The sequence below is a fragment of the Mycobacterium sp. PSTR-4-N genome (assembly GCF_022348085.1).
Taxonomy (GTDB): Bacteria; Actinomycetota; Actinomycetes; order Mycobacteriales; family Mycobacteriaceae; genus Mycobacterium.
In genome coordinates this window covers 13786-26270 of sequence record NZ_JAKRFN010000034.1, presented here as the reverse complement: position 1 = coordinate 26270, position 12485 = coordinate 13786, and the positions used below count along the sequence as shown (strand labels likewise).

Here is a 12485-nt window from a genome sequence, read left to right as displayed (position 1 = left end):
GTCAGCGGTCCTGCTGCAGCGTCGCCCACAACCCGGCGGCGTGGAGCTTGGACACGTCGACCTCCATGGATTCCCGGGTGCCGGCGGAGACCACGGCCTTGCCCTCGTTGTGCACCTGCAGCATCAGTTTGGTGGCCTGCGGCTCGCTGTAGCCGAACAGCTTCTGGAACACGTAGGTCACGTACGTCATCAGGTTCACCGGGTCGTCCCACACGATCGTGACCCACGGGGTGTCCGCCGCCGCGTCGGAGCTCACCTCACGCTCTTCGCGGGTATCCGGTCGTGCCTTCGCCGGCGTCACCATGCCGGCAAGAATACCGGGACCGCGCCCCTGCCCCGAACCGATACGGTTGGGCGGTGACCTCGTCGCCGGAGAACCCGTCTGCGCGCCCCTCACCGGCCCTGCTGACCGACAAGTACGAGCTGACCATGCTCGCGGCCGCACTCAAGGACGGCACCGCCCACCGCCGCACCTCGTTCGAGGTGTTCGCCCGGCGGTTGCCCGACGGCCGGCGCTTCGGCGTCACCGGCGGGACGGGCCGTTTCCTGGAAGCGTTGCCGCAGTTCAGGTTCGGCGAGGCTGAACTGGCCGCACTCGAAGAGTTCTGCGACGCCGACACGCTCGCCTATCTCGCCGACTACCGCTTCAGCGGGGACGTCGACGGCTACCCGGAGGGCGAGCTGTACTTCCCGGGCTCCCCGGTGCTCTCCGTGCACGGCACGTTCGCCGAGTGTGTGCTGCTCGAGACGCTGGTGTTGTCGATCTTCAACCACGACACCGCGATCGCCTCCGCGGCGGCGCGCATGGTCAGTGCCGCGCAGGGCCGCCCGCTGATCGAGATGGGGTCGCGCCGCACACACGAGGCCGCGGCGGTCGCCGCGTCGCGGGCCGCCTACCTGGCCGGGTTCACCGGATCGTCGAACCTGGAGGCCGAGCGCACCCACGGCGTACCCGCGCTCGGCACCAGCGCCCACGCGTTCACCCTGCTGCACTCGGCGGCCGGCCAATCCGCGTCCGACGGGGAGAAGGCGGCGTTCCGCGCGCAGGTCGACGCACTGGGGGTCGGGACCACGCTGCTGGTCGACACCTACGACATCACCGCCGGCGTCGCCAACGCGATCGAGGCCGCCGGCCCCGAACTGGGTGCCGTGCGGATCGACTCGGGCGACCTGGGCGTGCTGGCCCGCCAGGTGCGGGCCCAGCTCGACGGGCTCGGCGCCACCGGCACCAAGATCGTCGTCTCCGGCGACCTGGACGAGTTCGCGATCGCCGCGTTGCGGGCCGAACCGGTCGACCTGTACGGGGTGGGCACGTCGGTGGTGACCGGGTCGGGTGCGCCGACCGCCAGCATGGTCTACAAGCTCGTCGAGGTCGACGGTCTGCCGGTGGCCAAGCGCAGCAGCCACAAGGAGTCCCACGGCGGCCGCAAACGGGCCGTGCGGCTGGCCAAGGAGTCCGGCACGATCGTCGAGGAAATCGTCCACCCCCACCAGGAGGAGCCCGACGTGCCGTCCGATCTGGTGGCCCGCCCGGTGACGACGCCGATGGTGCGCGACGGACGCACCGTCGCCGATCTGTCGCTCGCGGCTGCCAGAGAGCGCGTGGCGCAGGGCCTGCTGAGCCTGCCGTGGGACGGGTTGAAGCTGTCGAAGGGCGAACCAGCGATCCCGACCCGGATGATCGCCCCGCGCGGACGGTAGGACGGTGAGCACCCGGCCCGGCGAGGTCGCCGAACTTCTCGCCGCCGCCGTCTCCACCCTCGGCGGCGCACATCGCGAGGGACAGGTCGCGATGGCCGAGGCCGTTGCCCAGTCGTTCACCACCGGGGAACACCTGGCCGTGCAGGCCGGCACGGGAACCGGCAAGTCACTGGCTTATCTGGTGCCCGCGATCGCGCACGCACTGGCCGACGAGCGGCCCGTGGTCGTGTCCACCGCGACCATCGCGCTGCAACGCCAGCTCGTGGACCGCGATCTGCCCCGCCTCGCCGATTCGCTGACGCCTCATCTCCCCCGGCGCCCGGAGTTCGCGCTCCTCAAGGGCCGCGGAAACTACCTGTGCCTGAACAAGATTCACAACGGATCCGGAACCGAGGTAGGTGATGATCAGCCTCAAGACCAGCTGTTCAACCCTGCGGCGTCCACCGCACTCGGCCGCGACGTCGCCCGGCTCACCGAGTGGTCGTCGGAGACGCAGACCGGCGACCGCGACGACGTGGTGCCCGGGGTGCCCGACCGCGCCTGGGCGCAGGTCAGCGTCTCCGCGCGCGAGTGCATCGGGGTGTCGCGATGCCCCTTCGGCACCGACTGCTTCGCCGAACGGGCGCGTGACCGGGCCGCCGACGCCGACGTCGTGGTGACCAATCACGCGCTGCTGGCCATCGACGCGATCGGGGACGCCAACGTGCTTCCCGAGCACGACCTCCTCGTGATCGACGAGGCCCACGAACTGGTGGACCGTGTGACGGGGGTGGCGACGGCCGAGCTGTCGGCGACATCGCTGGGGGTGGCGCAGCGCCGGGCTGCGCGGGTGGTCGATGCCGAGCTCGCCGAACGCTTCGAGGCGGCCGCCGCCACGCTGTCGTCGGCGCTGTTCGACACCCGGCCGGGCCGCATCGACGTTCTCGACGAGGAGCTCGGCAGCTATCTGAGCGTGCTGCGCGACAGTGCGAGCCGGGCCCGCACCGCGGTCGAGACGGCGCCCAACGATCCGAAAACCACCACCGCACGCGCCGAAGCCGCGACCGCGCTCGGCGATGTCGCCGACACGGCTGCCCGGATCCTCGCCTCGTTCGTGCCCGCGATCCCGGATCGCACCGACGTCGTCTGGGTCGAACACATCGAGGACGCCCGCTCGGGCAATCGCACACTGCTGCGCGTCGCCCCACTGTCGGTCGCCGGGTTGCTGCGTGCGCGCCTGTTCGGGCCCACGACCGCGGTGCTCACCTCGGCGACGTTGACGGTGGGCGGAGACTTCGACGCGATGGCCGCGGCGTGGGGGCTCGCCGACACGCCGGACGCCGAGGTCCGCTGGCGCGGACTCGACGTCGGCTCGCCGTTCGATCACGCACGGTCGGCGATCCTCTACGTCGCCGCGCATCTGCCGCCGCCCGGGCGCGACGGCGTCGGCTCGGCAGAACAGCTCGATGAGATCGCCGGCCTGATCGAGGCGGCCGGCGGTCGCACCCTGGGTCTGTTCTCGTCGATGCGCGCTGCGAGAGCCACGGCCGAGATCATGCGCGGCCGCCTTGTGACCCCGGTGCTGTGTCAGGGCGAGGACAGCACCGCCGCGCTCGTCGCGCGCTTCGCCGCCGACGAGCAGACCTCGTTGTTCGGCACCCTCTCGCTGTGGCAGGGCGTCGATGTCCCCGGCCCGTCGCTGTCCCTGGTGCTGATCGACCGGATCCCCTTCCCCCGACCCGACGATCCGCTGCTGACGGCTCGCCAGCGTGCCGTCGCCGCGCGAGGCGGCAACGGCTTCATGGCGGTCGCCGCCAGCCACGCGGCGCTGCTGCTGGCCCAGGGCGCCGGCAGGCTGCTGCGCCGCGTCGACGACCGCGGGGCGATCGCCGTCCTCGACTCCCGGATGGCGACCGCCCGCTACAGCGGCTATCTGAGATCGTCGCTGCCGCCGTACTGGGCGACCACCGACGGTGACGCGGTGCGCGCGGCGCTGCGGCGGCTGCACGGAGGCGACTGACCCGAGGTTGATCGACTACCCGGCAGCGGACGAGCCGGGTCACTATTCTCGACCTCGCAGGTGGCCGGCGTCTTCGCGGCGGGCCGCGGTACGACCCGAAAGGCGGCAGCATGGGTCCGTCGACGACACCGCGTTCGATCCTGGGCGTCGTGACGGCGGTCAGTGCCGTGCTGTGTGTCGCCGCCTGCGCGACGAGCGTGCAGGGCAACGCCGTATCGGTGTTCAGCGATCCGTTCTCGGTCGCCGGGATGCCCGCCACCGACGGACCGACGGGCCTGCGCCCCAACGCCGAAGGACCGAGCCGCAGCGTCGACGGCACCGACGGCGGCGAGATCGACAATCTGGCCGCGAGCGCGGTCAGCGACGTCGAACAGTACTGGGAGAGCGCCTATCCCGAAACCTTCGACGGTGGCTTCCGCCCCGTCAAAGAGCTCATCTCCTGGGATGCCGGCGACTTCGGCGGGACGTTCTGCGGTGAGGACACCTTCGGTCTGGTCAACGCCGCCTACTGCTATCCCGACAGGACGATCGGTTGGGACCGCGGCGACTTGCTGCCCACCCTGCGCCGCGCCCACGGCGACATCGGCGTGGCCATGGTCCTGGCACACGAGTACGGCCACGCGGTCAGCCGCGCGGCCAAACTCACCACCAGCAGCACCCCGACGCTGGTCGCCGAGCAGCAGGCCGACTGCCTGGCCGGCGCCTACATGCGCTGGGTCGCCGAAGACCAGTCTCCGCGCTTCTCCCTGAGCACCGGCGACGGGCTGAACAACGTCCTGGCCGGCGTCATCGCGTTCCGCGACCCGCTGCTGCGTGAGGGAGATCCAGAGGTCGGCATCGACGAACACGGATCGGCGTTCGAACGCATCTCGGCATTCCAGTTCGGCTTCACCGACGGCCCGTCGGCGTGCGCGGGGATCGACATGCGCGAAATCGGCCAGCGCCGCGGCGACCTTCCGGTCCTGCTGCCCGAGGAGGGGTCCGGCGAGTTGGCGATCGACGAGAGTTCGGTGCGCTCGATCGTCGACGCGATGGGAATCCTGTTCTCTCCCAAGGTGCCTCCCGTGCTGAGTTTCGACTCCACGGCAGCGGGCACCTGCGCCGACGCACGCCCCAGCCCACCTGCGTCGTACTGCCCGGCCACCAACACCATCGTCGTCGACCTGCCCGCGTTGGCGGCACTCGGCGCCCAGGACGCCGAAGGTGGGCTGGCCGCAGGCGACAACGTCGCGTATTCGGTGCTGGTCTCGCGCTACATGCAGGCGATCCAGCACGAGCACGGCGGCGTGGCACTCGATGACGCCGAAGCCGCGCTGCGCACCGCATGCCTCACCGGGGTCGCGACGGTCAAGATGTCCAAACAGGTCACCACGCCCGACGGCTCGACGATCGCACTGACCGCCGGCGACATCGACGAGGCGGTGTCGGGCCTGCTCACCAACGGGTTGGCCGCCAGCGACGTCAACGGCGAATCCGTCCCCTCGGGATTCTCTCGGATCGACGCGTTCCGCGTGGGTGTGCTCGGTGATGCCGAGCGGTGCTTCGCGCGCTTCCGCTGATCTCCCCCAGCGATACCCCCCGAAGATCAGCCCGCCAGCGTCACCAGACCCAGCTCGTTGTCACCCGCCAGCAGCCGATGGTGGGGCAGCACGCGCACGGTGTAGCCGACCGGACCGGTCACCGGCAGCGGCGTGCTGGCGGTGAAGATTTCCTCGCCACCGTCGGACACCCCCGAGTGCGTCATCGGGACCGTCACCGGATCGATCAGTGCGTCACCGGCATCCACGCGCCCGAGCACCGCCTGCACCGTCACCTCGTCGGGTCGCAACCCCTCCAGGCACACCCGCGCGGTCAGCGTCAGCTCCGAACCCAGCAGCGGCGTGTCGGGCAGCCCGTAACTGTCCACCTCGACGATGCGAACCTCCGGCCACGCCTTGTGGACTTTCTCCCGATACAGCGCGAGTTCCCGCGCCGCGCCGAACGGCCCGTCGGTGGTGTCCCCCGGCTCGATCGACTGCCGCAGGGCGCGGGCCGCAGGCAGGTAGTAGCGCTCGGTGTAATCCCGCACCATCCGCGATGCGAGCACCTTCGGCCCGAGCACCTGCAGGGTGTGGCGCACCATCTCGACCCAGCGGGTCGGCACCCCCCGCTCGTCGCGGTCGTAGAACTTCGGCGCCACCGCGCGCTCGAGCAGGTCGTACAGCGCGGCCGCTTCCAGGTCGTCGCGTCGGTTCTCGTCGGCCAGTCCGTCGGCTGTCGGTATCTCCCAACCGTTTTCACCGTCGTACCATTCGTCCCACCACCCGTCGCGAATCGACAGGTTCAGTCCGCCGTTGAGCGCACTCTTCATTCCCGACGTGCCGCAGGCCTCCAGGGGGCGCAGCGGATTGTTCAGCCAGACGTCGCAACCGTGATACAGCGTGCGGGCCATCGACATGTCGTAGTCGGGCAGGAACGCGATGCGATGCCGGACGTCGGCCTGATCGGCGAACCGGACCACCTGCTGGATCAACGCCTTGCCACCCTCGTCGGCCGGGTGCGACTTACCGGCCACGATCAGCTGCACGGGACGCTCGGGGTCGAGCAGGAGCCGCCGCAGCCGCTCGGGGTCACGCAGCATCAGAGTCAGGCGCTTGTAGGTCGGCACCCGGCGCGCGAATCCGATCGTCAACACGTTCGGATCGAAAGCTGTTGCGATCCAACCCAGTTCGGCCTCGGCCGCACCACGCTCCAACCACGAGCGGCGCACCCGGTCCCGGACGTCGTGCACCAGCGCTTCACGCAGCTGCGAACGGATCCACCACAGGTGACCGGGGTCGACTTCGTGCAGCCGCTCCCACGTCTCGGGTTCCTGCAGCGAGCTCAGATCCTGGCTGCCGAGCAGTTCCCGGCCGAGCTCCAGCCACTGCGGCGCCGCCCACGTCGGGGCGTGCACGCCGTTGGTGATGGAGCCGATCGGCACCTCGGCCGGATCGAATCCCGGCCACAGGTTGCTGAACATGTCGCGGCTCACACGGCCGTGCAGCAGCGACACCCCGTTGGCACGCTGCGCCAGCCGCAACCCCATGTGGGCCATGTTGAACTTCGTCGGATCGTCCTCGGCGCCGAACGCCAGGATGCGTTCGACCGGGACTCCCGGCAGCAACCGTGAACTGGCTCCTCCGGGGTCGGGACCGAAGTACCGCTGCACCATCTCCACCGGGAACCGGTCGATACCGGCGGGCACCGGCGTGTGGGTGGTGAACACCGTCGACGAGCGCACGACGGTCAGCGCGGTGTCGAAGTCGAGCCCCGCCTCGATCAGCTCCCGGATGCGTTCGGCGCCGAGGAAGCCGGCGTGCCCCTCGTTCATGTGGAAGACCTCCGGCGCGGCCAGCCCCTCGATCTGCGTGAACGCCCGGATCGCGCGCACGCCGCCGATACCGGCGAGCAGTTCCTGCCGGATGCGGTGCTCCTGGTCGCCGCCGTAGAGCCGATCGGTCACCGAGCGCAGCTGGTGGTCGTTCTCGGGGATGTCGGAGTCGAGCAGCAGCAGCGGTATGCGGCCGACCTGGGCGATCCAGATCCGCGCGAACAGCTGGGCGGAATCGGGCAGCGCCAGACTGACCAGCACCGTCTCGCCCGAGGTGTCGGTGAGCAGACGCAACGGCAGGCCCTGGGGGTCGAGCAGCGGGTAGCTCTCGTGTTGCCAGCCGTCGGCCGTCAGCGACTGCCGGAAATAGCCGGACCGGTAGTAGAGCCCGACCGCGATCAGCGGCAGGCCGAGGTCCGACGCCGACTTCAGGTGGTCGCCGGCCAGGATGCCCAGACCCCCGGAGTAGTTCGGCAGCACCTCGGCCACCCCGAACTCCATCGAGAAGTACGCGATGCCGTTGGGCAGCACGGCGCCCTCTCCGGAATCCCGGCCGCCGGCCTGGGCAAGCTGCTGGTACCACAGCGGACGGCTCAGGTAGTCGTCCAGATCGGCGGCGAGGGCACCCAGCCGCTGGACGAAATGCTCGTCCTCGGCCAGCGCCTCGAGCCGGTCGGGGCTGACGTGACCGAGCATCGCCACCGGGTCCCCACCGACGAGTTTCCACAGCTCCGGATCGATCGTCTGGAACAGATCCTGGGTCGGTTTGTCCCATGACCACCGCAGATTGATCGAGAGCCTTTCGAGGGCTTCCAGCGGATGCGGGAGGTGGGCGCGGACGGTGAACCGACGAAGAGCTTTCACGCGTGCTGACCTTACTGCCGCAGCCCCCGCCCATGGGTGACGTGCTGCACTTCGACACTCCCGCGGGGTTGGAGCTGACACTACGGTGGGTATAGGCGCGCTGAAGGCGCTCGACGAGCTGTGAACCAGACCATCCAACGACGGCGCGCGGCAGGGTCCACAACTGCAGGGCGCGCTGGACATGCAACGCGTGAGGGAGTGTGTGAGTGACCGCCGGTCGTATCGAGATCGATGACGTCGCACCTGTGGTGTCTGGCGGGCGATTCCCCGCCAAGGCGGTGGTCGGCGAGGTGGTTCCGGTGACCGCGACGGTGTGGCGCGAAGGCCACGACGCGGTCGCCGCCACCCTGGTCGTCCGCTACCACGGCACCACCTACCCCGCCCTGGCCGACGAGCCGCCGGGCCGGACGAAGACCACCGAGGCGGTCCCGATCGACGAGGTTGTCACGCCGTCGTCGGCGCGCATCCGACCCGCCGCATTGCCGATGTCCGCAGGCCGCACGCCCGACGTGTTCCACGGCCAGTTCACCCCGGACGCCGTCGGTCTCTGGACATTCCGCGTCGACGGCTGGGGCGACCCCATCGCGACCTGGCGTCAGCACGTGATCGCCAAGCTCGACGCCGGGCAGAGCGAGGGCGAACTGTCCAACGACCTGCTCGTCGGCGCCAAGCTCCTCGAGCGCGCGTCCACCGGCGTGCCCCGCCAGATGCGCTATCCGCTGATGGAGGCCGCAGAACGGCTGCGCACGCCGGGTGATCCGTTCTATCGGGCCGGCGCTGCGCTGTCCCCCGAGGTGACCGAGCTGGTCGAGCAGTACCCGCTGCGGGAACTCATCACCCGCGGCGAGGCGTACGGCATCTGGGTGGATCGGCCGCTGGCGCGGTTCAGCTCCTGGTACGAGTTCTTCCCGCGCTCCACGGGCGGCTGGGACGACTCCGGCAATCCGGTGCACGGCACGTTCGCGACGGCGACCAAGGCGCTGCCGCGGGTCGCGCGCATGGGCTTCGACATCGTGTACCTGCCGCCCATCCACCCGATCGGCAAGGTGCACCGCAAAGGCCGCAACAACAGCGTCACCGCCGGCCCCACCGACGTCGGTTCGCCGTGGGCCATCGGCAGCGACGAGGGCGGCCATGACGCCGTCCACCCCGATCTGGGCACGATCGACGACTTCGACGACTTCGTCGCGGCGGCGCGCGCCGAAGGGCTCGAGGTCGCTCTCGACCTGGCGCTGCAGTGCGCACCCGACCATCCGTGGGCCAAAGAGCACCCGGAGTGGTTCACCGTGCTGCCCGACGGCACGATCGCATACGCCGAGAACCCGCCGAAGAAGTACCAGGACATCTACCCGCTGAACTTCGACAACGACCCGGCCGGCCTCTACGACGAGGTCCTGCGCGTCGTCAAGTTCTGGGTGTCCCACGGCGTCAAAGTGTTCCGCGTCGACAACCCGCACACCAAGCCGCCGAACTTCTGGGCCTGGCTGATCGGCGAGGTCAAGAACACCGACCCCGATGTGCTGTTCCTCGCGGAGGCGTTCACCCGTCCGGCGCGGTTGTTCGGGCTGGCCAAACTGGGCTACACGCAGTCCTACACGTACTTCACCTGGCGCACCGCGAAGTGGGAGTTGATCGAGTTCGGGCAATCCATCGCCGAACACGCCGACTACGCCCGGCAGAGCCTCTGGACGAACACCCCGGACATCCTGCACGCCAGCCTGCAGCACGGCGGGCCCGGCATGTTCGCTATCCGGGCCGCGCTCGCTGCGACGATGAGCCCGACGTGGGGTGTGTACTCGGGCTACGAGCTGTTCGAACACCGCGCCGTGCGTGAGGGCAGCGAGGAATACCTCGATTCGGAGAAGTACGAGCTGCGGCCGCGCGACTTCGACGCCGCCCTCGCCGACGGCGAATCACTGGAACCGTTCCTGACCCGCCTCAACGAGATCCGCCGGCTGCATCCGGCCCTGCACCAGCTGCGGACGATCCGTTTCCACCACGTCGACAACGACGCCCTGCTGGCATACAGCAAGTTCGATCCCGTCACGGGCGACCAGGTGCTCGTCGTCGTGACGCTCAACCCCTTCGGCGCCGAAGAGGGCACGGTGTGGTTGGACATGGGCGCATTGGGAATGGATCAGCAGGAGCGCTTCTGGGTGCGCGACGAGATCACCGGGGAGGAATACCAGTGGGGCCAGGGCAACTACGTGCGACTCGAGCCCGCCCGGGCGGTGGCACACGTGCTCAACATGCCCCAGATCCCGGCCGACCAGCGATTGAACCTACTACGTAGGGAGTGACGAGATGCCCAAAGCGTCGAAGACGACCAAAGAGATCGACAGCCCGAATCTGCGGCCGCACACCGCCGATCTGAACCGACTGCTCGCCGGCGAACACCACGACCCCCACTCGGTCCTGGGCGCCCACGAGTACGACGACCACACCGTCATCCGGGCTTATCGCCCGCATGCCGTGACCGTCGCCGCCCTCATCGGCGGCGTGCGCTATCCGCTGCAGCACATCGAAGCCGGGCTGTTCGCGGTCGCGGTGCCGTTCACCGATCTGATCGACTACCGGCTCGAGGTGGACTACTCGGGCGAGGAGTCCGGGTTCGTGCACACCGTGGCCGATCCGTACCGTTTCCTGCCGACGCTGGGCGAGGTCGACCTCCATCTGTTCGCCGAGGGCCGCCACGAGCGGCTCTGGGAGATCCTCGGTGCGCATCCCCGCGCTTTCGAGACCCCCGACGGCGTGGTCAGCGGCGTGTCGTTCGCCGTGTGGGCGCCGAATGCCAAGGGCGTCAGCGTGATCGGCGACTTCAACCACTGGGGCAACGAGGCGCAGATGCGGGTGCTCGGCTCCACGGGCGTGTGGGAGTTGTTCTGGCCGGCCTTCCCCGAGAACGGCCTGTACAAGTTCCGGGTGCACGGCGCCGACGGCGCGGTCACCGAGCGCGCCGACCCGATGGCGTTCGCCACCGAGGTCCCACCGCAGACGGCGTCGAAGGTGTTCGCGAGCGACTACACCTGGGCCGACGACCAGTGGATGGCCGACCGGGCGCTGCGCAACCCGGTGTTCGAACCGATGAGCACCTATGAGGTACACCTGGGCTCCTGGCGGCCGGGGCTGAGCTATCTCGAACTCGCAGAACAGCTCACCGCCTACGTGGTCGAGCACGGCTTCACCCACGTCGAGATGCTGCCCGTCGCCGAGCATCCCTTCGGCGGATCGTGGGGCTATCAGGTGACCTCGTACTACGCCCCGTCATCGCGATTCGGTACGCCCGACGAGTTCCGCCACCTGGTGGACACGCTGCACCGCGCCGGTATCGGCGTGATCGTGGACTGGGTCCCCGCCCACTTCCCCAAGGACGCGTGGGCGCTCGGCCGGTTCGACGGCACAGCGCTCTACGAACACGGCGATCCCCGTCGCGGCGAGCAATTGGACTGGGGCACCTACGTATTCGACTTCGGTCGAGCGGAGGTGCGGAACTTCCTGGTGGCCAACGCGCTGTACTGGCTGCAGGAGTACCACGTCGACGGGCTACGGGTGGACGCCGTCGCCTCGATGCTCTACCTCGATTACTCCCGGCCCGAGGGTGGCTGGACGCCGAACGTCTACGGCGGCCGGGAGAACCTGGAGGCCGTGCAGTTCCTGCAGGAGATGAACGCCACGGTCCACAAGATCAACCCGGGCATCGTGACGATCGCCGAGGAATCCACGTCATGGCCGGGTGTCACTCGGCCGACGAACCTCGGCGGACTCGGCTTCTCGATGAAATGGAACATGGGCTGGATGAACGACACGCTGGAGTTCATCAAGCGTGATCCGATCCACCGCAGCTTCCACCACGGCGAGATCACGTTCTCGATGATCTACGCGTTCAGCGAGAACTTCGTGCTGCCGATCAGCCATGACGAGGTGGTGCACGGCAAGGGCACGCTGTGGGGCCGGATGCCCGGCAATGACCACATGAAGGCGGCCGGGATCCGCGGGCTGCTGGCCTACCAGTGGGCGCATCCCGGGAAACAGCTGTTGTTCATGGGACAGGAGTTCGGTCAGCGGGCCGAATGGTCCGAGGAGCGTGGCGTCGACTGGTGGCAGCTCGACGAGCAGGGCTTCTCCGACGGCATCCTGCGGATGATGACCGACGCGAACGGCATCTACCGCAGTCGCCGCGCGCTGTGGTCGCGCGACACCAGGCCCGAGGGATACTCCTGGATCGATGCCAACGATTCGGCGAACAACGTGCTGAGCTTCCTGCGCTTCGGCGACGACGGCTCGATGATGGCCTGCGTGTTCAACTTCTCGGGCTCCGAGCACAGCAGCTATCGGCTGGGCCTGCCGCATGCCGGGCGCTGGCGCGAGGTGCTCAACACCGACAGCGACAACTACCACGGGTCCGGCATCGGCAACTACGGTGCGGTCGAGGCGACCGACGAGCCGTGGCACGGACGCCCCGCATCGGCGGTCATGGTGCTGCCGCCACTGGCGGCGCTGTGGTTCGAGCCGGAACAACCCGCCTGATTGTCGGCCGTATTCTTCCGGCGAGCAGACGCAACCTCGAGT

General features: G+C 69.2%; 7 protein-coding genes. 5 read left to right on the top strand and 2 right to left on the bottom strand.

The genetic code is table 11. The annotated features are described in order from the left end of the window. Position 1: 1 nt before the first annotated feature. On the bottom strand, positions 2-304 hold the full coding sequence (gene clpS, locus MHN84_RS28200) for an ATP-dependent Clp protease adapter ClpS (protein WP_241207768.1): 303 nt from the start codon (positions 302-304) through the stop codon (positions 2-4). Positions 305-357: 53 nt separating this feature from the next. Here clpS and MHN84_RS28195 point away from each other — a divergent pair, with 53 nt between their 5' ends. From MHN84_RS28195 to MHN84_RS28185, 3 genes are all read left to right on the top strand, one after another. Continuing rightward, positions 358-1701: a nicotinate phosphoribosyltransferase gene (locus MHN84_RS28195; protein WP_308192996.1), complete on the top strand. Its 1344-nt coding sequence runs from the start codon at positions 358-360 to the stop codon at positions 1699-1701. A gap of 4 nt (positions 1702-1705) precedes the next feature. Continuing rightward, the gene (locus MHN84_RS28190) at positions 1706-3700 is read left to right on the top strand and encodes an ATP-dependent DNA helicase (RefSeq protein WP_241207767.1); all 1995 of its coding nucleotides are present in this window, start codon (positions 1706-1708) and stop codon (positions 3698-3700) included. A gap of 110 nt (positions 3701-3810) precedes the next feature. Then, positions 3811-5259 (top strand): neutral zinc metallopeptidase, encoded by a 1449-nt coding sequence (locus MHN84_RS28185; protein WP_241207766.1) that lies wholly within the window; start codon positions 3811-3813, stop codon positions 5257-5259. Positions 5260-5285: 26 nt separating this feature from the next. On the opposite strand, the gene MHN84_RS28180 is transcribed toward MHN84_RS28185, so the two are convergent. Then, the gene (locus MHN84_RS28180; RefSeq protein WP_241207765.1) at positions 5286-7916 is read right to left on the bottom strand and encodes a glycosyltransferase family 1 protein; all 2631 of its coding nucleotides are present in this window, start codon (positions 7914-7916) and stop codon (positions 5286-5288) included. Positions 7917-8122: 206 nt separating this feature from the next. Here MHN84_RS28180 and MHN84_RS28175 point away from each other — a divergent pair, with 206 nt between their 5' ends. After that, the gene (locus tag MHN84_RS28175; RefSeq protein ID WP_241207764.1) at positions 8123-10216 is read left to right on the top strand and encodes an alpha-1,4-glucan--maltose-1-phosphate maltosyltransferase; all 2094 of its coding nucleotides are present in this window, start codon (positions 8123-8125) and stop codon (positions 10214-10216) included. A 4-nt stretch (positions 10217-10220) separates the two neighbouring features. Further along, on the top strand, positions 10221-12443 hold the full coding sequence (gene glgB / locus MHN84_RS28170; protein ID WP_241207763.1) for a 1,4-alpha-glucan branching protein GlgB: 2223 nt from the start codon (positions 10221-10223) through the stop codon (positions 12441-12443). The last annotated feature ends 42 nt before the right edge of the window (positions 12444-12485 follow it).

Coding starts and splice junctions, on each gene's coding strand:
- clpS (WP_241207768.1), bottom strand. CDS start 304: ATGGTGACGCCGGCGAAGGCACGACCGGATACCCGCGAAGAGCGTGAG.
- MHN84_RS28185 (WP_241207766.1), top strand. CDS start 3,811: ATGGGTCCGTCGACGACACCGCGTTCGATCCTGGGCGTCGTGACGGCG.
- glgB (WP_241207763.1), top strand. CDS start 10,221: ATGCCCAAAGCGTCGAAGACGACCAAAGAGATCGACAGCCCGAATCTG.